The 20936-nt window shown below is 67.7% G+C and carries 21 protein-coding genes and 3 tRNA genes; 6 read left to right on the top strand and 18 right to left on the bottom strand.

Annotated elements, in window-relative coordinates:
• Nucleotides 1-123 precede the first annotated feature (123 nt).
• From LDO86_RS06925 to LDO86_RS06905, 5 genes are all read right to left on the bottom strand, one after another.
• A tRNA-Ile gene (locus tag LDO86_RS06925) sits at nt 124-197 on the bottom strand.
• A gap of 74 nt (nt 198-271) precedes the next feature.
• Nucleotides 272-1468, bottom strand: coding sequence for a glycosyltransferase (locus LDO86_RS06920; protein ID WP_018771648.1), 1197 nt, complete (start codon nt 1466-1468; stop codon nt 272-274).
• Between the two features lie 112 nt (nt 1469-1580).
• Nucleotides 1581-2489, bottom strand: a complete 909-nt coding sequence (locus LDO86_RS06915) for a DMT family transporter (RefSeq protein ID WP_018771647.1) — start codon at nt 2487-2489, stop codon at nt 1581-1583.
• Nucleotides 2489-3112: a CDP-alcohol phosphatidyltransferase family protein gene (locus LDO86_RS06910; RefSeq protein ID WP_018771646.1), complete on the bottom strand. Its 624-nt coding sequence runs from the start codon at nt 3110-3112 to the stop codon at nt 2489-2491. The genes LDO86_RS06915 and LDO86_RS06910 overlap by 1 nt, the downstream gene beginning before the upstream one ends.
• Nucleotides 3113-3178: 66 nt before the next feature.
• A complete protein-coding gene (locus tag LDO86_RS06905) occupies nt 3179-4030 on the bottom strand; it encodes a phage holin family protein (RefSeq protein WP_026266129.1) in 852 nt (283 codons plus the stop codon).
• Between the two features lie 181 nt (nt 4031-4211).
• Between LDO86_RS06905 and LDO86_RS06900 the strand changes: the two genes are divergently transcribed.
• The 3 genes from LDO86_RS06900 to LDO86_RS06890 all read left to right on the top strand — a co-directional run bounded on the left by LDO86_RS06900 (nt 4212) and on the right by LDO86_RS06890 (nt 6252).
• Nucleotides 4212-5435: a multidrug effflux MFS transporter gene (locus tag LDO86_RS06900; protein WP_224084396.1), complete on the top strand. Its 1224-nt coding sequence runs from the start codon at nt 4212-4214 to the stop codon at nt 5433-5435.
• Nucleotides 5436-5555: 120 nt separating this feature from the next.
• A complete protein-coding gene (locus LDO86_RS06895; protein ID WP_224084395.1) occupies nt 5556-5780 on the top strand; it encodes a hypothetical protein in 225 nt (74 codons plus the stop codon).
• A 64-nt stretch (nt 5781-5844) separates the two neighbouring features.
• Complete coding sequence (locus LDO86_RS06890) at nt 5845-6252, top strand: hypothetical protein (protein ID WP_018771642.1); 408 nt, start codon at nt 5845-5847, stop codon at nt 6250-6252.
• A gap of 72 nt (nt 6253-6324) precedes the next feature.
• Here the strand turns inward: LDO86_RS06890 and LDO86_RS06885 are convergent.
• The 11 genes from LDO86_RS06885 to LDO86_RS06835 form a co-directional block, all read right to left on the bottom strand.
• Nucleotides 6325-6397: transfer RNA gene (locus LDO86_RS06885), tRNA-Asn, on the bottom strand.
• Between the two features lie 124 nt (nt 6398-6521).
• Nucleotides 6522-6594, bottom strand: a tRNA-Asn gene (locus LDO86_RS06880).
• Between the two features lie 93 nt (nt 6595-6687).
• On the bottom strand, nt 6688-8634 hold the full coding sequence (dnaG, locus tag LDO86_RS06875; RefSeq protein WP_056389994.1) for a DNA primase: 1947 nt from the start codon (nt 8632-8634) through the stop codon (nt 6688-6690).
• A gap of 28 nt (nt 8635-8662) precedes the next feature.
• Nucleotides 8663-8923, bottom strand: a complete 261-nt coding sequence (locus LDO86_RS06870; protein WP_018771640.1) for a ferredoxin — start codon at nt 8921-8923, stop codon at nt 8663-8665.
• Entirely contained in the window at nt 8920-10242 is a 1323-nt protein-coding gene (locus tag LDO86_RS06865; protein WP_018771639.1) for an NADH-ubiquinone oxidoreductase-F iron-sulfur binding region domain-containing protein, read from the bottom strand. The genes LDO86_RS06870 and LDO86_RS06865 overlap by 4 nt, the downstream gene beginning before the upstream one ends.
• The gene (locus LDO86_RS06860; protein WP_223994590.1) at nt 10239-10796 is read right to left on the bottom strand and encodes a ferric reductase-like transmembrane domain-containing protein; all 558 of its coding nucleotides are present in this window, start codon (nt 10794-10796) and stop codon (nt 10239-10241) included. The genes LDO86_RS06865 and LDO86_RS06860 overlap by 4 nt, the downstream gene beginning before the upstream one ends.
• On the bottom strand, nt 10789-11925 hold the full coding sequence (locus LDO86_RS06855; RefSeq protein WP_018771637.1) for an FAD:protein FMN transferase: 1137 nt from the start codon (nt 11923-11925) through the stop codon (nt 10789-10791). The genes LDO86_RS06860 and LDO86_RS06855 overlap by 8 nt, the downstream gene beginning before the upstream one ends.
• A gap of 1 nt (nt 11926) precedes the next feature.
• On the bottom strand, nt 11927-12295 hold the full coding sequence (locus LDO86_RS06850; protein ID WP_018771636.1) for a hypothetical protein: 369 nt from the start codon (nt 12293-12295) through the stop codon (nt 11927-11929).
• A 118-nt stretch (nt 12296-12413) separates the two neighbouring features.
• Entirely contained in the window at nt 12414-13727 is a 1314-nt protein-coding gene (locus LDO86_RS06845) for a deoxyguanosinetriphosphate triphosphohydrolase (RefSeq protein WP_051081449.1), read from the bottom strand.
• A complete protein-coding gene (gene dusB, locus LDO86_RS06840; protein ID WP_018771634.1) occupies nt 13711-14889 on the bottom strand; it encodes a tRNA dihydrouridine synthase DusB in 1179 nt (392 codons plus the stop codon). Before dusB ends, LDO86_RS06845 begins: the two co-directional genes overlap by 17 nt.
• A 154-nt stretch (nt 14890-15043) precedes the next feature.
• A complete protein-coding gene (locus tag LDO86_RS06835; protein WP_224084394.1) occupies nt 15044-16600 on the bottom strand; it encodes a YibE/F family protein in 1557 nt (518 codons plus the stop codon).
• Between LDO86_RS06835 and LDO86_RS06830 the strand changes: the two genes are divergently transcribed.
• Genes LDO86_RS06830 through LDO86_RS06820 form a run of 3 tightly spaced genes read left to right on the top strand, consistent with a single transcriptional unit; the run spans nt 16586 to nt 18349 of the window.
• A complete protein-coding gene (locus LDO86_RS06830; RefSeq protein ID WP_056390007.1) occupies nt 16586-16804 on the top strand; it encodes a hypothetical protein in 219 nt (72 codons plus the stop codon). The two genes, LDO86_RS06835 and LDO86_RS06830, sit on opposite strands and share 15 nt — an antisense overlap.
• Nucleotides 16756-17481, top strand: a complete 726-nt coding sequence (locus tag LDO86_RS06825) for an alpha/beta fold hydrolase (RefSeq protein ID WP_018771631.1) — start codon at nt 16756-16758, stop codon at nt 17479-17481. The genes LDO86_RS06830 and LDO86_RS06825 overlap by 49 nt, the downstream gene beginning before the upstream one ends.
• A 10-nt stretch (nt 17482-17491) precedes the next feature.
• Nucleotides 17492-18349, top strand: coding sequence for a lysophospholipid acyltransferase family protein (locus tag LDO86_RS06820; protein WP_018771630.1), 858 nt, complete (start codon nt 17492-17494; stop codon nt 18347-18349).
• A gap of 69 nt (nt 18350-18418) precedes the next feature.
• Here the strand turns inward: LDO86_RS06820 and LDO86_RS06815 are convergent, their stop codons facing one another.
• Nucleotides 18419-19459 (bottom strand): GNAT family N-acetyltransferase, encoded by a 1041-nt coding sequence (locus LDO86_RS06815; RefSeq protein ID WP_018771629.1) that lies wholly within the window; start codon nt 19457-19459, stop codon nt 18419-18421.
• A gap of 2 nt (nt 19460-19461) precedes the next feature.
• Nucleotides 19462-20847, bottom strand: a complete 1386-nt coding sequence (locus tag LDO86_RS06810; RefSeq protein WP_018771628.1) for a glycine--tRNA ligase — start codon at nt 20845-20847, stop codon at nt 19462-19464.
• Nucleotides 20848-20936 lie beyond the last annotated feature (89 nt).

The following is a 20936-nucleotide window of genomic DNA, read 5'->3' as shown; positions in this document are numbered from 1 at the left end:
GCGCTGACCATGCCGCGGAGCGGAGCACGGTATGTTACTGGTCAGTAACATACCGCAGGAGGCGGGGTTAACCAAGAAAACCGCGGCCAACGAAGATCGTCGGCCGCGGTTGTCGATTGGCGGTAGGGCTACTCGGACTTGAACCGAGGACCTTAGGATTATGAGTCCCGCGCTCTAACCAGCTGAGCTATAGCCCCAAACCCCCGCAGACACGTGGTCAAACGCCACGCTCCGGCAGGGCAGAAACACTCTAGCAAACCCGGGAAAGGGTTCAGACCACTTTGTCCTCGTAGGTGGCGCCGCGGTAGAGGTCCTCGAAGGTCTGCAGCGTCGTCTGGATACTGTGCGGCTCCACCATGTGGCGGCTGGCACGGCCCATGGCGCGCTGTTCTTCCTTGGGCAGCTCCAGGACCTGGGTGATCTTCTTGGCGAGGTCGTCACTGTCGTTGGGCGTGAACAGATACCCGTTCTCGCCGTCACGCACCAGGTGCGGCAGCGCCATGGCGTTCGCAAGGACCACCGGGGTGGAGGCGGACATCGCTTCCAGGGTCACCAGCGACTGCAATTCCGCCGTTCCGGGCATGCAGAACAGGTCCGCCCGGATGTAGGCCTTACGCAGGTCCTCGTCGCTGGCAAGGCCCAGGAACTTCACCCGGTTTCCCAGCCCCAGACGCCGCACCAGGTCCTCGAGGGCGGAGCGCACTTCGCCGCCGCCCACGATCTCCAGATGGACGTTCAGCTCCGGCGGGGTCTTGCCGATGGCCTCGATGAGCACGTCCACATGCTTTTCCTCCGCCAGGCGTCCGGCAAACAGGACGGTGGGGTTGGCATGGGGCTCGATGTGTTCGCCCGGCTTGAGTTCGTAGGCTGCGGAGTCGATGCCGTTGGACAGCGGGAGGACTTTCCGCAGGAAGGCATGATCGTGCATGGCCCGGGCGGCCAGGGGCGTGGGGGTGGTCACCACGTCTGCCTGTCCCATGACCTTGCCCATGTCCTTCCAGGAGACGCGCCCGATGATGTCCTTGAACCACTGCGGGAAGGGCAGGAAGGGGTTGAGGTTTTCGGGCATGAAGTGGTTGGTGGCGATGATCCTGACGCCGCGTTTCACGGCCTCATAGAGCACGTGCTCGCCGATCATGTAGTGGCTCTGGATGTGCACCACGTCCGGCTTGACCCGGTCGAAGAGCAGGCTGATGTCCTTCTTGATTTCCCAGGGGAAGCAGAGGCGGAAGGTCTCGTGGGTGAAAGCCCTGTGCGAGCGCAGCCGGTGCACGGTTGCTTCCTCGCGGAACTCGGTGAAGCTCTTTCCCTTGCTGTCGCGGGACGCCAGAACATGGACGTCGTGTCCCCGTGCAGTCATGCCCTTGGCCAGCCGGTATCCAAACTGTGCCGCGCCGTTCACGTCCGGCGGATAGGTGTCCGCCGCGATCAGGATGGTCAGGGGGCGCTGGTCGGCTGGCGTGGTCATATGGAGTACTCCTGATGGTCACGGTGCGGGCAGCGTGGAACTGACAGCACGGTTGGCCGGCGGCGCAGTTGGCCCGCGGCCTCGTGGGATTGCTTGGAATTGCTGGAATGGGCTAGTGGGACGGCCTGCCGGCGGCCTTCCGAGCGTCCTTCTTGCGCTTGGTGACCTCCGGGTGGTGCCGGGAAAGGGCGATAACCCCAACGATAGCAAGGCAGGCGGCCGTTCCCATCGCAATCGCCATGACGGCATGGACGTCGGGACGCAGCTCACCCAGGATGATGATGCCGATCGCGATGCCCACCATGGGGTCGACAACCGTGAGGCCGGCTATCACCAGGTCCGGCGGACCGGTGGAGTAAGCGCTCTGGACGAACCAGGACCCCAGGCCGCCGGCCGCGACGATGGCCACCACCGAGTACCACTGCACGTTCAGCAGGAACAGGCCGTTGGGGTCCAGGAGGTGCTTGCCGATGATCCTGGTCAGGACCGCGACGAAGCCGAACAGGATACCGGCGCCGAGGATGTAGACGAACGCGTTCATGCGGTGCTTGAACATCACGGCCAGCGTGCCGAACAGGCCCACCGCCAGGGCGAGCAGCAGCACGATGGTGAGTTCGTCCGCCAGGCTGACGTGGTGGCTCTCCTGGGTGACGTTGACCGCCAGGAGGACAAAGAGCGCCGAGCCGGTGACGCATGCGGCGATGGACACGGTGGTGGCACGGTTGATGGTCAGGTCCTGGTCCCGGGCGTTGACCACGGTGGTGATCACCAGGGCGATGGCGCCGATGGGCTGGACCACGGTGAGCGGCGCGGAGACCAGGGCCACCGCGTTCATGGCCATTCCGGTGCAGAGCAGCAGGAGCCCGAACATCCACCGGGGGTTGCGCAGGAGGCGCAGGAACCCGTTGGAACTCAGGGCGAGGCCGCCGGTGTCGGCTTTGACAGCGCTGCCCTGGCGCTGGGCGCCCAAGGCCAGGCAGAAGGCGCCCAGCACCGCCAGGCCGACGGCAACCCACACCATCAGCCGTTCCCGCCGTCGTGCTGTTTCAGTTCCCTGCCCTTTCGCAGGATGGCCCAGAAGTAGTTGTAGGCGGCCACCCAGTGGCCAACCAGGCCAAGGCCCAGCACCACCCAGGCGGCGATGAAGAGTTGGCCGGCGAAGCCGGTGTCCAGGCGGGAGAGGACCAACAGCGGCGTTCCCAGGAGCAGCAGCCCGGTCCGAACCTTGCCCACCACGCTGACAGGAAGATCCGGGTGCCCGCGGAAAAGGGAGAGCGTCAGGACCAGCAGGACGGCGTCGGGGACTACCAGCGCGGCCAGGTACAGCCAATGCACGACGCCGGCAATCACCAGGGTGAACGCTACGGCGAGCAGCGCCAGCCGGTCGGCGATCGGGTCAAGGACCCTGCCGAGCTTGGAGGCCTGGTCGAAGCGGCGGGCAATGTAGCCGTCGATCCAGTCCGTTCCGGCCATGATTGCCAGGACGACCACGCCGGCTCCATATTCCTTTTGGGCCAGGACGAGCCACATGAAGAGCGGAACGCCCATGAACCGCACCACGGTGAGCAGGTTGGGGATGGTGAGTACGAGGTCGTGGTCCACCTGCGGACGGCCGGGGCGGGCACCTGCACCAATGAACTTCACCCGTCCCCCTCTCCTTCCTGCGCCGCGTGGCGGTCTTTCGGTCATGAGTTGTTGAGCGGAAACGGCCTAGTTGGAGCGGAGCAGCTTTCGGAGGAGGACCACCAGGACGGTTCCGGCTGCCACGAAAGCTGCCAGGGGCTTCCACCGCGTGGACAGGTCCGCGGATCCGGACAACGCCGCGAACCTCTGCCCAGCGGCCTCCACACCGCGCTGCGCCAGCACCTGGCTCTCGCGGGCTTTGACCTGGGCGGCGGCCAGCACGTAGCGGGCCTGCGTCTTGAGGTCCAGCTCCACGCCGAGTTCGTCACGGACCTCGGTGATGTGGTGGCGCCGCTGGCTGAGCCGGCGGACAAGCTCGGGCTCGGACGCGTGCGGGAATTCCTTGTCGTGCTCGGCGGCCTTTGCCGCCTTCTCGGCCTTGGCCTTGGCAGCTGCTTCAGCCTTGGCGGCCTTCGCAGCCTTGCCCTCCGGGCTTTCAGGATCCAGCACAGCCGGGTTGAAGGCGGACCCTTCGCGGGCCACGCCGATATCGTGCCTGATGCCGCGGATGGTTTCCTCCGGCATCAGCGGCATGGCCTTCTTGAACCTCGCGAGGCCAACCAGTCCGCCAATGAGGGCCACCAGCAGGAAAGCGGCGGACACCAGGAGGGCTGCCAACCAGGCGGGCATGATGGTGGCCAGTCCCATGATGGCTGCGACAATCAGGCCCACCACCAGGAAGGCAAGGAACAGGAGCGCCACGGCGAAAAAGGCCGCAGCCACGCCGACCTGGATTCCCTTGCGCTTGAGTTCGATCTTGGCGAATGCGATCTCGTCATTGAGCTGGCGGGGCGCCAACCGGAATAGGAGTCTTGCCGTCCCGGGCAGCGCAGTGATACGCAATCCGGGGCTGGTACGCCCGCTGTGACGTCCGCTCATCGGTTCCGCCTTACTGGTCTCATGGGTCACATACTGCTTCCGTCTACTGCGGAAATGTGCAGCCGCACAGTCCACGCCACCCAAACTACCATTCAGGTTCAGGGCGAACTTGGGGGCTTGCCGGGCGGCGCGGCCTACAACGCTGCAAAAACTGCCGTGGCCGGGCCTAGGATTGTTCTCCGTGACCAATCCCCCTAATCCGGGCGACCTGCTGAGCCGCCGCCGCAAGCTCCTGTACATCCTCCTCCTGGGCGCCCTCACGGCCCTCGGCCCGTTCACCATCGACCTGTACCTGCCGGCCTTTCCCGCGCTGGAGGCAAGCCTGGGGGTAACCGAGGCGCAGGTCCAGCTCACCCTGGCCGGGACAACGGTCGGTTTTGCTTTTGGACAGCTGGTGGTGGGTCCCTTCAGTGACAGGTTCGGCCGGCGGACCCCGCTGATCCTGGCCACGGCAGTGCACATTGCGGCCTCCCTGGGTGCTGCCCTGTCCACGGACATCGCCACCTTGGGAGTCTTCCGTGTGCTCATGGGGGTCGGCGCGGCCGGGGGCGGCGTGGTGGCCATGGCCATGGTGCGTGACCTGTTCTCCGGCTATGCCATGGTGCGGATGTTCTCCCGGATGTCCCTGGTCAACGGGCTGGCACCCATCCTGGCCCCCGTCATCGGCTCACAGCTGCTCCTGGTGATGCCGTGGCCCGGCATCTTTGTGTTCCTGGCGGTATACGGGACGTTGGTGATCGTGGCCGCCCTCCTCCTGGTGCGTGAAACCCTTCCGCCGGAGAAGCGGGGCCAGAGCGGCATGACGGCCCGGCAGCGCTACAAGGCACTCTTCAGCGACCGGATCTTCGTGGGGCTGCTGATGGTGGCCGGCTTCAACTTCGGCGGCCTCTTCACCTACCTCTCCGCCTCCCCCTTCCTGTTCCAGGAAGTGTTCGGATTCTCTGCCCAGCAGTACGGGCTGCTGTTCGGCATCAATTCCCTGGGCATCGTGGCCGGCGTGCAGACCAGTGCCCGGCTGATCAGGATCATCCCGCCGCAATGGATCCTGGCCGGGGCCACCGCCTGGATGTTCCTGATGGGCCTGCTGATCGTGGTGTTCGACCGGGCAGGCCTTGGGCTGTGGGGCGTGATGGTCCCGCTGTGGTTCTACATCCTGGGCACGGGCTTCATGTTCCCCTGCGTGCAGGTGCTGGCGCTGGCGGGCCATGCGGCCCAGGCCGGGACTGCGGCATCGCTGCTGGGTGCGGCCACGTTCCTCATGGCAGGACTGATTTCGCCCGTGGTGGGCTGGCTGGGCATCACCAGCGCCGCGCCGATGGGTGCGGTGCAGGCCTCCTGCATCCTGCTGGCCATCGCCGCCCTTTGGCTGGTGGTCCGGCCGCGCACCGTACCTTCCATCCACTGAGTACCTTCAATCCACTGAGTGCCTTCAATCCACCGAGCCCCTTCGATCCACTGAGCCCCTTCGATCCACTGAGCGCCGTCAATCCACTCCACGTTCCAGCCGTCCTGTGAAAGGCAGCCCATGAGCAGCAAACCGCACCGCAACGGCAGGGGACTTTTCCTCGGGGCCGTGCTTGGCGCCGTCGTGGGCTATTTCGCCGGCCGCGCCCTTGGCAACCCTGCCACCGGCATCGTCCTGGGGATGCTGGCAGGCGCCGCTCTCCTCTACCGCGTGAACCCTGGACCGGGGAAGGGTGGACCGGGAAAGGGTGGACCAGGGAAGCGCGGGCGCAGGAACCGCCGCTGACCGACATGCCGCACGGGGCGGCTTTCCCTGCCCCTGCGGCTGCCTGCAGGGATAAAATAATCCCGTGTCCAGCTGGCAGAACCAACCGCCACTTCCGGCCACATGGCAACGGTGCGACGCCCGAATCCTGCCACTGTGGTGGGAGCGGCTGTGCGCGCAGGCGGGCCAGCAGTCGGCGGCACTGTACGCGGCCGGGCTGTTCACCGAAGACCGGCGCCGGCCCATCGCCCAATGGTTCAACCCCGCCTTCAATGCAGCCCTGCTGGTGGCGCCGGAGACCTCGCCGGAATGGCCCGTGCAGCGGTTCGGCATCTTCTACGCCCCGCCGGACGCCGGTTTTGTCAGGATCCACTCCGCTCCGCACGAATGGAACCCCCGCGAGCCCCGGAAGTCACCTACCGAGAAGGAGGCCTTCGAGGCAGCAATTGCCGAGGCCGAAAGATTCCTGCAAGTGGAAATGGACTTCGTCTAGCCCGGCTTCCCGCCCCGCGGAAAGAAAAAATCCCCGTTCCTCCGGGTGGAGGAACGGGGATTTTTCGTAGCGCTCCTCCTGCTGGACTTGAACCAGCAACCCTTCGATTAACAGTCGAATGCTCTGCCAATTGAGCTAAGGAGGAATGAAGCAGGTATGACATTAGCAAAGGATTCCGGCCCAAGGGAAATCGGCGGTTTCACGGGCCCACACGCCCCATATGGGAGACAAAAAATCCCCGTTCCGGAGGCCGGAACGGGGATTGGAAGCTCCTCCTGCTGGACTTGAACCAGCAACCCTTCGATTAACAGTCGAATGCTCTGCCAATTGAGCTAAGGAGGAATGAAGCGGGTATTAGCCTAGCAAACACCTGCGGCGGAAACGAAATCGGGCGGCCGGTGACCTCTGCCACGCCCGCCCGCCCCAGGCTCCCGCCTACGTCTCCGCGCGCAGTGCCCTGCGTTCCATCTCCAGCATCATCAGTTCACGGTTGAGCCGCTGGTAGGTTTCCGGATCCGTTGCGGCGTCCAGGCGCTGCAGCTGGCCCATCTTGTCCGCCTTGACGCGGGTGATCTGGAGTTCGAAAAGCCGGGACAGGATGTCGCGGCAGTACTTCAGCACAGCTTCCTCCGTGTGGGCAGGCAGCGGCACCACGGCAAGCTCCGAGACGAGGGGGCGGAGGGGCTCGGGAACCTCGTGCATGACGTGCTCCACCCAGCGCACGGGATCGCCCACAAGCCCGGGGCCGGTGGCGCGCATGGCGTCATGGACGGCCTGGAAGGCGGGGGTGGCAAACCTGGCGGCGGCGAACCGCTCCCAAACCCCACCGGCCAGCAGCGACGGCTGCTGCAGCGCCACTTCCAGCGCCTGCCGTTCCATGGACGCCACGGGGTCCCGCGGGTCGGGGCGGTGGTAGGAGGGCACAGCTCCCGACGACGGCCCGGCAGCCACGCCGGGCCCGCCGGCCTGGGCGGTGGCGGAGTTGGCAGTGGCCGGGTGGGCAGCCCCTCCCCCCTGCTGTTGGCCGGGTGCGGCGGGGCGCCCCGTGTCTCCGCGCTTTACGGCCGCATTGACCAGGCGCAGGACCTCGTTGGGGTCCGGCATGCCCAGCCAGCCGGTCAGCGCCTGGCAGTAGCCGGTGCGGGTGGAGGCGTCGCGGATGGCCGCCACCACGGGCACGGATGCCTTCAGGCCCTGCACGCGGCCCTCGACGGTGTCCAGGTTGAACTGCTTCAGCGTGGTGCGGATGGCGAACTCGAACAGCGGCCGCCGGGACTGGATCAGGGCGTGCACGGCTTCATCGCCCCGGCTGAGCCGGAGGTCGCAGGGGTCGGCACCCGTGGGTTCCACGGCCACGTAGGTCTGCGCGGTGAACCGCTGGTCCTCCTCGAAGGCCCGGAGGGCCGCCTTCTGGCCGGCGGCGTCGCCGTCGAAGGTGAACACCACCTCTCCCCCGGTGCCGTCGTCTGACAACAGCCGGCGGGCTATCTTGATGTGCTCGGTGCCGAACGCGGTGCCACACGTGGCCACCGCCGTCGTAATTCCCGCCAGGTGGCAGGCCATCACGTCGGTGTAGCCCTCCACCACCACCAGCTGGCGGTCCTTGGCGATGCTGCGCTTGGCGAGGTCGATGCCGTACAGGACCTGTGACTTCTTGTAGAGGGTGGTTTCCGGGGTGTTCAGGTACTTGGGGCCCTGATCGTCCTCGTAGAGCTTGCGCGCGCCGAAGCCGATGGTGTCGCCGGCCATGTCCTTGATGGGCCAGATGAGGCGGCCACGGAAACGGTCGTAAATTCCCCGGTTGCCCTCGCTGAACATCCCGGTGAGCTTGAGCTCGGCATCGGTGAAACCGCGGCCGCGGAGATGCTTCAGGAGGGCATCCCACCCTTGCGGGGCGTACCCGCAGCCAAAGTGTTCCGCCGCTGCCCTGTCAAAGCCCCGGCCAAACAGGAAATTCCTGGCCTCGGCGGCGCCGGGGGTGAGCAGCTGGGCGCGGAAGAACTCGTCCGCGATCTTGTGCGCGTCCAGGAGCCGCTGGCGGCGGCCCACCTCCTCGCGGTTGGGCCCGGTCCCGCCGTCCTCGTAGCGGAGCTCGTAGCCGATCCGGGCGGCAAGCTTTTCCACGGCTTCCTGGAAGGAACTGTGGTCCTGCTTTTGCACGAAGGCAATGACGTCACCGTCCTCGCCGCAGCCGAAGCAGTGGTAGCGGCCTACCTGGGGACGGACGGTGAAGGACGGCGAGCGCTCGTCGTGGAAGGGGCACAGACCCTTGAAGGTTCCCAGCCCGGCACCCTTGAGCGTGACGTAGCCGTCCACCACTTCCTTGATGTCCGTGCGCTGGCGTACTTCGTCGATATCTTCACGTTTGATCAGCCCAGCCACACAGCAATCTTAGTGTCAGGCCTGGCCCCTACCGGCCAGGCACCTTCTGGTCCGGTTGCTGCGGCGTCCGCCCGTGCAGGCTCAGTGCCAGTTTGGGGCAGAGGAAGACGGCCTCCTGGGCGGCTTCCCGGTCGGCTTCCCGCAGGGGCACGTCCGTGCGTTCGCGGCCCGCCTTGCCGCGGGCCACGGGATACCCCCAGTCGTCCCGGTCCAGCACGCCGGGAAGAAGTTCGGTGCAAAGGCCCCGGCCGTCACAGCTGGTCCAGTCGATGTGCAGGTACGTCGTCATGCCGCTGCGCCTCCCGGACCCGTGCAGTATCCGGAAAGGTGGGCCCGGAAGTCCGGGGCAAACACCTCAAGGGCGCTGCTGACCAGTCCGGTGGTTCCCTCCGGATGCCGGCAGGCGCCGCGGCCGGAAACCAGCCGCCCCAGGCGGTCCAGCTCGGAGGCCAAGCGGGGATTGCGTTCCCCTCCGCCAATCCTGTTCAGGACGGATGCCATGGCCGGCAGGCCGAACATGCATGGCCCGCATTGCCGGGCGGACTGGTTGGCCAGGTAGCTGACAATCCGGGCCGTCGCCTGGATGCCGCAGTCCTGCAGGTCCAGGGCATGGATCACTCCTGCACCCGGCCGGGCGGTCCGGTCCGGCGGTCCCGCGGGCGAGATGGCGTATGCCCCGGGGCGTACCCACCGGCCGTGGTAGCCGCCCACCAGGACGGCGGACAAGGAGGCGGGATCCATCCCCGCTTCCTTCAGGACCGCGGAAAGTTGCACGCCGCCGGGCACCTCCAGCACCACATCCCGGACCGGGGCGGGGCCGGACACGGACACCAGCCGGGTGCCGGGATCCGTTGCGGTGCCGGCCTGGCGGAACCACTGCGCCCCGTAGCGTGCGATCAGGGCAACCTGGGCCAGGGTTTCGACATTGGCCACCAGGGTGGGGCGGCCGTTGAGTCCCGACTCGCTGAGGCGCCCGCGCTGGTCCGTGGGCACGGCGGCACCGTTGGCAATCATGTTGACCACCGCGCTCGACTCCCCGGAGATGAACGTTTCGGGCGACTCCACCAGGCGGATCTTCGCGGCCCCCGGGCGCTCTTTGAGCGCCTGCCGCATGCGGGGCAGGCTGGCCGCCGGCGCGTAGACGTACATGCCGGCGCCGCCCAGGGCAGCGGCCAGGACCAACAGTCCGTCAATGACGAGATGGGGCGCATGAGCCAGGAGCGTCCGGTCCTTGAAGCTGAGCGGTTCGCCTTCGGCGCCGTTGGCGATCACCACAGGTTTGGCGGAAAACAAACCCTTCCTGCCCTGGCCGGCGGCCGCCGTGGCCTTGCGCCAGGTTTCGAAGGCGGCCCCACCCCGGCCAGTCAGTCCGGCCACCGCCAGCGCCTCCAGCAGGCCGCCCGCGGCAGGCTGCGGCTCCCAGGGCCCGAAGGTGTCCAGGTGCTGGGCCCACCCTGCGTCGGGGCCTGCGGCCAGGAGGCGCGGCTCCTGGTGGCTGCTGTCCCGGGATGCCGGCCGGTGACCGCTGTTGTGGGGGTCATCGTGGCCCTTCCGGGACACCTGCGGCTGGATCCCGGGGGCCACCTGGGGGTGGATGTCACGGCTCACGGGAGGTTTCCTTGCCTGGCATGCGAGGTCTCGAGGAAGGACGGGCTCAGCCGCCACAGCAGGGCCGCGGCAACAGCCACCGCGGACGCCACAGCCAGCAGGAGGAACCAGCCGCTTGAGGCGTCGGTGCCGTTGCCGAGGGCGTGCGCCATTGCCACCGGCCACACGCCGTAGCTGAGCCAGTGGACAGCCTTGAAGCTGCGCAGCCCGATCCGGTGGCGCAGCAGCCCCGTCACCACCACAGCCAGGACAAGGTCCAGGGCCACCGTCCCCAGCCCCTGCCAGAACGGCTGGAAAGAACCAAGGAACGGCACCACGATGTCCACCGGGTTCAATTTTGCGTAGGAGTCAAGAAGCAGGGAGCCCACGTGCAGCCCCAGGAAGACCGTGGCGAGCAGGGAGATGTTCCGGTGCAGGAGGCTGATGGAAAACCGGGGCAGCACCATGAACGGCCGGCCGGACCGGTTCAGGATCCCCAGCAGTACGGATCCGGTGAACAGGGCAAGGGACACAAACCCACTGACGCGGCCAAAGGCCCACATCGCTTCATCCATGGCGGACACCCCCACCGGCCGTGAAGCTTCCAGCGCTGGTGCCTGCAGCGTTTGCGGCAGGGTGGCAGCCACCGGCCGGCCAGCCACCGGTGGTTGTCACCCTGCCTCTGCTGTCCACGAGCCGGGCCGGGATCCCTTCGGCCCGGAACCATTCCAGGGCCGCGAAGCCGCGGACTATGGCAGCAGTACTGAACGCGTTGGCTTGCAGGCAGGTAAGGGCCGCCACGGTCACCGAACGCCAAACTGTTTCGGCCGGGAGGCCAAAGCGGGGGTCAAGGATGTGGTGGACGGTCGTCCCTTCGTGCGTCCAGCGGCGCTTTTGGGTACTGGACGTAGCCAGGGCATATCCCGGCGCCAAAGAGATTTGTTGGGCCGGGTCTGCGGGAAGGTCCTGAACCAGGACCTGCCACTGGCCCGGGTTCCCTTCCACCGTGGGTCCCGGCCCTGCGGACGCAAGGTCGCCGCCCAGGCCCACGAGGACCCCGCAGCCCAGCTTCCGGTGCACCTCGGCGGCGGCAAGATCCGCGGCGACAGCCTTGGCTGACGCGCCCAGGTCGAGGCGCAGGTCAGCCGGTACGGTCAGCTTGGCCGAATCGAGTGTGACGCGGGACCAGCCCGGGAGCCTGGGAGCAGGGTCGGGCGGCAACGGGATGTGCGGCGACGGCGCGGGCAGCGCCGGCACCGGCACGCTGTGCAGCCCGGGCCGGCCCTGCATCCCCGGGCCGTGGCCCAGGGCTGCCAGGTCTGCCCCGAGCGTGGGATCCACATCGCCGCCGGTCATCTCCGCCACGTCCAGGGCGCGTTCCAGGAGCAGCCGGAACAGTGGGCTTACGCTGACGCCCGACGCCATTCGCGGCTGGAGCCGCACCAGTTCAGAATCGCCGCGGAAACGGCTGCAGGCGAGGTCGACGGCGGCCACCACGCCGCGGACAATGGCTTCCGCCGCGGCAAGCTTGCCGGGATCGGTAACGGTCACGGATGCGTCCAACTGCCAGACTGTCCAGCTGGATTGCGCTGTGGTTTCCGGAGTTGCTGTGGCTTCCGGAGTTATGGTGTCGACGGAGGCTGCTGCGCCGCCGGTGGTGGTGGAACCAGCAACCCCGGTACCGGAAACATCTACGCTGTCCACGTCAGGACCCCGAGGACCTGCCATGGACGGTGCCGCCGTTCCCGGGCTGGACCGGACTGGTGCTGCCGTTATTGCCATAGCTCTTGGAGCGGCGCGTGCTGTTGTCTTTGCGGGTTCCGTAGTCGTCGCCGTCAGAGCGGGAAGAACCGGATTTGGGCGTGCTCCCCTGGGTGCTCTTGTCCTGGGTGCTCTTGTCCTGGGTGCTCTTGTCCTGGGTGCTGCTGTCCTGGGTGTGGGTGGTCCTGGCTATCACGGACGGCGTTGCAGCATAGACGGCAGCCGCCGCCACGCCGGCAGCGGCGAAACTGCCAACGCCCACGGCCGCGGTAATCCCGGTGGCGAGGCGCTTGCCCCTGCTGCGAGTACTCATGACCTGCTCCCGATCCTAGCGGCCCGTCTTTCCTCCCATGGTGCGCTTCATTCCTGTGTAGATCCTTTAAGGAAGCTGTTGATCCGGCCGATGTCCAGGGGCGGCCTTCACGGGCGGTTCACCAGAGCGAGGGCAGGCTCCCCACCAAACGCTCGTACATGGCCAGGGCGGACCCGTCGGTGAGGGACGCCACCTGGTCGATGATTACGCGAAGGCGGGCGCCGTCGTCGTCCGCCGCCCGCCAGTCCGCCGCGAACATCGGCTCCAGATGCCGGTCCCCCGTGGCGCTGAGGGCTGTCACCAGGGCGTGCAGCACCTCGCGCTGGCGCTCATAGATGGGCTGCCGGTGTTCGGTGGTCATCACGAAGGTGGTGGCAAGGCCCTTCATCACCGCGATTTCCATGACGGTCTCGTCCGGGACCATGAGTTCGGCGTTGTAGCGCGTGAGGTTCTCCGGCCCGTAAACGGCCCGGGTGGTTTCCAGGGCGCTCTGGCAGAACCTGCCGATCAGCTGGCTGGTCATGTTCTTCAGGGCAGCCATGGACTTGCGGCTTCCATCCGCCTCACGGACCCAGACGTCGGTGGCTTCGAGCCGTCCCAGGGCGGCGTCGATGGCGGCGGGGTCGTTGTGCGGGAGATACCACTGCTTGGCGTACCCCACCACCCGGGCGCGGTGGTCCGGGTTGTCCATCCAGCGCAGCTGGAAGTGGCCGGCAACGATCGCGTCCTCCACGTCGTGCACTGAGTAGGAGATGTCGTCGGCCAGGTCCATCACCTGGGCTTCCAGGCAGGTCCGGCGTTCCGGGGCGCCCTCGCGGATCCAGTTGAAGATGGGCAGGTCGTCCTCGTACGCGCCGAACTTGCTGGTGCGCTGGCCGTGGATCACCGGCGCTTCCAGCGCGGACCACGGGTATTTCGACGCCGCGTCAAGGCTGGCGCGGGTGAGGTTCAGTCCGGCAGGCCGGCCGTCAGCAGTGAGCACCTTGGGTTCGAGCCGGGTGAGCAGGCGGAGGGTCTGGGCGTTGCCCTCGAAACCGCCGATGGCATGGGCCACCTCGTTCAGCGCCGATTCGCCGTTGTGGCCGAAGGGCGGGTGGCCCAGGTCGTGGCTGAGGCAGGCGGTGTCCACCACGTCCGGATCGCAGCCCAGGGCACGGCCCAGTTCGCGACCTACCTGCGCCACTTCCAGGCTGTGCGTGAGGCGGGTGCGGACAAAGTCGTCGGTGTCCGGTGCCACCACCTGGGTTTTGGCGCCCAGCCTGCGCAGGGCCGAGGAATGCAGCACCCGGGCGCGGTCCCGCTCAAAGTCGGACCGGTAGGTGCTCTTCGGCGGCTCCTCAAACCAGCGGGCAGAATCGTGCGTGTCGTACCCGGGGAGCGCCAGGGCGGCGGTGGGGGTTCCTGCCGTCGGTGTTTCAGCCACCGGAAACATCCAGTTCTGCGGCGGAAATATCCCGGGACTGATCATCGTTCAGGGCCCGGGAGTCCAGCCAGTCCTTGGGCAGGGCAGGCCTCTTGGGTGAGCCGGCGCGGCCGCGCGGGCCCTCGGCGTCCACCCCCGGATAGGGCGAATCCAGGTCCAGCTCGGCCAGGGTGTCCCGGAGTACCTCCAGGCTGGTGACCAGGGCCAGCCGGGTGCGCAGTTCCCCGCCCACCACGTAGCCCTTGAAGTACCAGGCGATGTGCTTGCGGATCTCGCGCAGCGCCTTCCCTTCATCGCCGAAGGTTTCCACCATCAGTTCTGCATGGCGGTAGACGCCCTCTGCCACCTGCCGCAGGTTGGGCCGGTGGCGGACGTCGCTGCCTTCGAAAGCGGCCTGCAGGTCGCCGAAGAGCCACGGCCGGCCCTGGCAGCCGCGGCCCACGACTACGCCGTCCACGCCGGTTTCGCGGACCATCCGGACGGCGTCCTCCGCGGACCAGATATCGCCGTTGCCCAGCACCGGGATGTCGGGCAGGGCCTCACGGAGCCGGGCGATGGCGGACCAGTCGGCCTTGCCTGAGTAGAACTGGGCGGCGGTGCGCCCGTGGAGGGCGACGGCGGCAACGCCGGAATCGCGGGCGATGCGGCCGGCGTCGAGGTACGTCAGGTGGTCATCGTCGATGCCCTTGCGCATCTTGATGGTCAGTGGAACGTTGCCTTTGGAGGCTTCCCTGACGGCGGTCTGCACGATCGAGGTGAAAAGGTCGGTCTTCCAGGGCAGGGCGGAGCCGCCGCCGCGCCGGGTCACCTTGGGAACGGGGCAGCCAAAGTTGAGGTCGATGTGGTCCGCCCTGTCTTCCTCCACCAGCATCCGGACGGCGGCGCCGACGGTGACGGGGTCCACGCCGTACAGCTGGACGGACCGGACCTTTTCGTCCTCGTCATGCGAGATGATGCGGAGGGATTCGGGTGTCCGCTCCACCAGCGCGCGGGAGGTGACCATCTCCGCCACGTACATGCCGCCGCCGTACTCACGGCAGAGCCTGCGGAAGGCGGAGTTGGTGATGCCGGCCATCGGGGCCAGGATCACCGGGGTGTCAACCGTGATGGGTCCCAGCTTCAGGGGCGGGAGTTCCAGCTTGGGGGCGGGGGGAGTTGCTGCAACAGTCACCTGTCCATTGTTGCAAAGCCGGGCAAATCGGCCATTCCCGCCAGTGCCAGTGGCCCGTCGCAGGTTTTGGGCAACCGGATTTCCAGGCTGGCCGACGCCCAGCAGCACGCGGCAGCAAAGCAGCCCGCTGAAAGGCCGTCCGTCGTAAGGCTGTTCAGCCGCGGTCGGCCCGGCGGCCCCGCCGGGTGGCGGGTTCGTTCACTTGTTCGTGCGGGGGTTCGACGGCGGCGCGCCGGCTGCGCTGCTCGAGCGCGGCAGCGGCGAGCGCCCCGGTGTCCGCAACGTCGTCCGCGGGGCTGTGCCCGCCGTCGTTCTTTCCGTCTCCTGCTGCAATGTCCCGCGCCCCAATGTCCTGCGCCTCAGTGTCCCGTGACCCGGCAACCGCAGGCGCGGCGTCCGCGGCCCTGATGCCGGTTGCCTTGACCACGAGCACGGCGATCAGGGTGGTGACGGGGATGGCCAGGACCAGTCCGATCGATCCCACAAGGGTCCGGATGACTTCCTCGGACAGTTCGGCGCTGGTGAGGGTGTCCAGCAGCGGCCGGTCGTAGAGCATGACGATGATGAGGATGGGCAGTGCGGCGCCGGCGTAGGCGAAGGCGATGGTGTACACGGTGGAGGCGATGTGGTCGCGGCCGATCCGCATGGCGGAGGTGAACAGCTTCCGCGCACTGCTGGCCGGTGCCAGTTCGTAGAGCTCCCACACCGCGGAGGACTGGGTGATGGTGACGTCGTTGAGGACACCCAGGCCGGAGATGATGAGTCCGCAAAGGATCACCCCCGAGATGGAGATGTTGGCCGAGGTGTTCACCAGAGTGGCTGCGTCGTGGCTGCCCACTCCGGCAAGGTTGGCGGCGTCGGTGGCCCAGGCTGCCAGCAGCGCGGTGATGGCCAGGCCGAAGATGGTGCCCAGGAGTGCGGTGGATGTGCGCGCGGAGAATCCGTGCGCGAAATACAGCACCCCGATCATGATCACGGTGGAACCCACCAGGGCCAGCAGCAGCGGCGGTTTGCCTTCCACCAGGCCTGGAAGCAGGAAGTTGGCCAGCACGAAATAGGCGCCCACCAGCCCGATCAGGGCCCGGAGGCCGCGCCACCTGGCGACCGCGATGACCACCGCGGCGTAGAGCACGGCGAGCAGGACAATCGGCAGCGTGCGGACGAAGTCCACGAAGATGTAGGCCGGTGAGCCCTGCGAGCCCGTGGCGCCCTGGACCTTGGAGAGGTTCAGGTACCGGATCTGGTCCCCGGGCTTGACCCCGTGCGAGGAGGCCACATCCGGGTTGATGACCACCTTCACCGGGCTGCCGCCCTTGTCCGGCTCCGTGAAGGCGAAGGTGCAGTCCGAGCCCTGTCCCGGCGGCTGCTGTGTGGTGCCCTGTTGGCCCGTGCCCTGTTGACCTGTCCCCTGTTGGCTGGTGCCCTGTTGACCCGTCCCCTGCTGGCTGGTGCCCTGCATGCAGTTTTCGGTCACCACGTTCTGGATGGTGCCCGTATCGAAGGTCACCCCGGGGGCTGTGGAGTACGGGTTGGCGAGCGAGACACCTTCCCTGCTGCCCGACGGCCACAATGCGGCCATCCCGGCCAGGGTCAGCAGCGCCAGCGGAATGAGCACCGCGGCAAGGATACGGTTCGCCTTGCTGCGGGCAGCCATCGCCTGGGGCGTCGGCTCCGAATGATCCAAGGAAGCATGGGAGTGACCGGCGCCCATCAGCAGTACAACCTCATGGTTGAACTCTACGTGGGCCGCCTTAGGGTTTATAAATGGACCATCGGGATGGGGAGGAACCAGGCATGGGCAACCGTGGTACGCATGGGCCAGGCGTTCAAGGGGCAGGAGTTCAAGGCGAAGGTGACGCCGGCGGGGTGCAGGCCGGGCAGGCGCCGGTGGTTCCCGGCCACCAGCCTGTACTGAGCGTCCTTGAAGCATCCGGCGACACCAAGGGCGTGGTCCTGGTCCTGCACGGCGGCAAGGCCCACAGCCGCGATCCGGTGGAGGCCCGGCACCTGAGCCCGGCCAGGATGGTCCCCTTCGCCAGGCACCTGCACCGCGCCGGCCGGAAACACGGGCTGGCCGTCTGGTCACTGCGCAACAGCGTCCGCGGCTGGAACGGGCCTGACATGTCGCCGTTGCAGGATGCCCGCTGGGCGCTGGGGAAGATTTCCGAACGCCACCCCGACGTTCCGGTCTTCCTGCTGGGCCACTCCATGGGCGGCCTGACAGCCGTGTGCGCAGCGGACCACGCCCAGGTTGAGGCCGTTGTGGCGCTTGCCCCGTGGCTGAGCCCGCAGACTCCCGCAGCCAGTGTCGCCGGAAGGAAAGTCCTGATCATCCACGGCACCACCGACCACATGACCAGCCCCTCCCAGTCCCTTGCCTTCGCCCGCCGGGCCTCGGCCGACGCCGCGAGCATGCAGTACGTGGCCCTCAAAGGCGTGGGGCACTTCATGCTCCGTAAGATCCGGGTGTGGCAGACACTCGCCACCGGGTTCGTCATCAAGTCCTTTGCCGAGAGCACGGGCGCCGCAGTCCGGCCGTCGCCTGCCTTCACCCGGCTGCTGCCGGACTCATCCGCCCAGGTCACCCTCTAGGCAGTTTCCCATGCCCTGGCGTCCACCAACCAACGACCGCTTCTACCGGCTGATCGTCCGGACCGGGCAGTTCCTGCGCTGGGCGCTGCGGCTGGACATCCACGCAACCGGCCTGGAACACCTGCCCGAAAAGGGACCCACCAGGGGGCCCTCGCGGCTGGTGGCCCCCGGCAAGGGGGCGGTGTTCGCCGTCACGCATTTCGGCTACCTGGATTTTGCCGTGCTGGAGCTGCTCCTGTGGCGGCACGCCCGTGCCCAGCTGCGGTTCCTGGTCCACCAGGGCGCGGCAGACCATTGGCTTGCCGGCCCCGCCATCAGCGCCAGCGGCCACGTGGTGGTGGGATATACGGACCGTTCGGACGCCTATGACGCCGCGGTGGCCAAGCTGCGCGACGGCGAGTACCTTGCCGTGTTCCCGGAAGCGGGGGTCAGCCGCAGTTTTACCGTACGCGAGTGCCGCACTGGGGCTGTCCGGATGGCTGCGGAGGCCGGCGTCCCGGTGATTCCGGTGTCCGTCTGGGGCGCCCACCGGGTGTTGACCCGCGGCCACGGCTTTTCCCTGCGCCGCAGCTGGCGGGCGCCGGTACGGGTGCACGTGGCCGAACCGGTGGTCTATCCGCCTGACGTTGACGTTGAAGCGGCCACGGAAGCACTGCGCCGGACACTGCAGTCAGGGATCGACCAGTGCATCGCCGGGTTTCCCCTCCGACCGGAATCCGGCGCGTGGTGGATGCCGGCGCATTTGGGCGGCGGCGCGCCGACCGACGCCGAGCGGCAGCTGCTGGACGCGGCAGACGCAGCCGCGGGCCGCCGTCGGGCTCCCCGCCGAAGGCAGGCCCCGCAACGGACAGCCCGCTCCCCCAAGTGACCCGCACGCAGCGTTGAGGGCCTGTGTGGGCGTCCAACGGGGGCCGCCTGGGGGCAGGCAGGCAGTTCCTTAGTCCGAGACCACCAGGGTTTCAGACCCCGCCAACCGTGCCTTGCCGCTTTCCAGCAGGGGCTCGACGGCGGCGCGCAGGGCGGCCATGGAGTCGTCCAGTTCCAGCATGACCGGGTGCTGGTACGCGATCAGGGCAAGCATGTCCCGGACCGCCTCCGCGGCATCGTTGGCGTCCAGCGAAGGCTCGTGCCCCACGAACACGTCGGTGGGCGTATCCGAACCTGAGCCCGCAGCCGCGTCAGCATGGGGTGCGGCGTCCGGGTCTGCCGGGGCCGCGTAGCTCACCGCGAAGGCACGGATGCGGCCCTTTTTGGTCGGCGCCACGCCTGAGCCGAACGCGGACTCCGGCTGCGCCCGCAGGACGATGGCGCCGTGGGCCCCGGTGAGCTCGTCCAGGAACAGCTTCTGCACCTGCCCCAGGGACAGGACGCCGGGCGAGTCCCACCCGTGGATGGAGGTGTAGTACCGGCCCACCACGTCGGTCAGCTCCACGGAGCCGGTGGCAAGGTCCATCACCACGTCCGAGCCGGCGTTCTCGCCGCTGGCCGCGCCGCCGTCGTCCTTGGCGGGGAACACCGGAAGCCGCAGGGCGCCCGGCTCCACCACCACAAGGCGGGAACGCTGGATGGGTGCCAGCCCAAACGCCTCGGCAAAGGCCGCCCCCGCGGTGCCGGGCTCCACCTTGGCGCGCAGCCTGGTGACCCCCGACGGCGCGTGTTCGGCCTCGCGCCGCAGCATGGTCAGGAGGCTCGCCCCGATGCCCGCGCGGCGGTGGTCGCGGGCCACCTCGATGTAGCACCAGAGGCGTTCCGGGTGCAGGGAGGCCTCATAGACGACGCCGGCCGCCACCGGAATGCCCACGCCGTCAATGACGTCCTCGGCCACGACGCAGCGGCGCCACGGGGAGCCGTCCCTCCCGTTGGAGGACACGGCCAGGGCCCCGCGGAACTGGCGGGCCTGGGCGGTGTCCGGGTCGCCCCAGATTTCCAGGAGCGCCAGGTCGTCGCCGTCCCGCCATTCGCGGTATTCGATGGCCATGCTCAGGCCCCGATCAGCCGTGCCGCCAGGTAGCCCTCCACCTTGTCCAGGGAGACCCGCTCCTGGCTCATGGTGTCCCGCTCGCGGATGGTGACGGCCTGGTCCTCCAGCGTGTCGAAGTCCACGGTGATGCAGAACGGGGTGCCGATCTCGTCCTGGCGGCGGTAGCGGCGGCCGATGGCGCCGGCGTCGTCGAAGTCGATGTTCCAGTTCTTCCGCAGCTGCGCGCCGAGGTCCTTGGCCTTCGGGGACAGGTCCTCGTTGCGGCTCAGCGGCAGCACGGCGGCCTTGACCGGGGCCAGGCGCGGGTCCAGCTTCAGGACGGTGCGCACGTCCACGCCGCCCTTGGCGTTGGGGGCCTCGTCCTCGGTGTAGGCGTCCACCAGGAAGGCCATGAAGGAGCGCGTGAGCCCGGCCGCAGGCTCGATCACGTACGGGGTGTAGCGCTCGTTGGTGGCCTGGTTGAAGTAGCTCAGGTCCTGGCCGGAGGCCTTCGAGTGCGTGGTGAGGTCGAAGTCGGTGCGGTTGGCGATGCCTTCGAGTTCGCCCCACTCCGAGCCCTGGAAGCCAAAGCGGTATTCGATGTCCGTGGTGCCCTTGGAGTAGTGGCTCAGCTTCTCTTTCGGGTGCTCAAAGAAGCGCAGGTTTTCCTCGCGGATGCCCAGGCCGGTGTACCAGGCCATGCGCTCCTTCATCCAGTACTGGTGCCATTCCTCATCGGTGCCGGGCTCGACGAAGAACTCCATTTCCATCTGTTCGAATTCACGGGTGCGGAAGATGAAGTTGCCGGGCGTGATCTCGTTGCGGAAGGACTTGCCGATCTGGCCGATGCCGAACGGGGGCTTCTTCCGGGAGGTGGTGAGGACGTTGTTGAAGTTCACGAAGATGCCCTGGGCGGTTTCCGGGCGGAGGTAGTGCAGGCCTTCCTCGCTGGCCACCGGGCCCAGGTAGGTCTTGAGCAGGCCGGAGAACTCCTGCGGTTCGGTCCACTGGCCGCGGGTGCCGCAGTTGGCGCAGGCAATGTCCTTCAGGCCGTTCTCGGCCGGCCGGCCCTTCTTTTCCTCGTATTCTTCCTCGAGGTGGTCGGCGCGGTAGCGCTTGTGGCAGGAGAGGCATTCCACCAGGGGGTCGGAGAAGACCTCTACGTGGCCGGAGGCTTCCCATACCTGGCGGGGCAGGATGACGGATGAGTCCAGACCCACCACGTCTTCGCGGCCGCGGACCATGGACTGCCACCACTGGCGCTTGATGTTTTCCTTCAGCTCCGCGCCCAGGGGGCCGTAGTCCCAGGCCGAGCGCGAGCCGCCGTAGATCTCACCGGCCTGGAACACGAAGCCCCTCCGCTTGGAGAGGGAAATGACCTGGTCGAGGACGGACTTTGCTGCCATGGGGTAACTCCAATTTCTACAGGGCCGCTGGGTGCGGTCCGCGGGTTGTCAGGCCCCGGCCGCCGTATGCCTGGAGGCACAGTGGGCAG

It is taken from the genome of Arthrobacter sp. StoSoilB19 (assembly GCF_019977275.1).
Taxonomy (GTDB): Bacteria; Actinomycetota; Actinomycetes; order Actinomycetales; family Micrococcaceae; genus Arthrobacter.
Note: the sequence above shows the minus strand (reverse complement) of the source record. Positions and strands in the feature narration are given on the sequence as shown.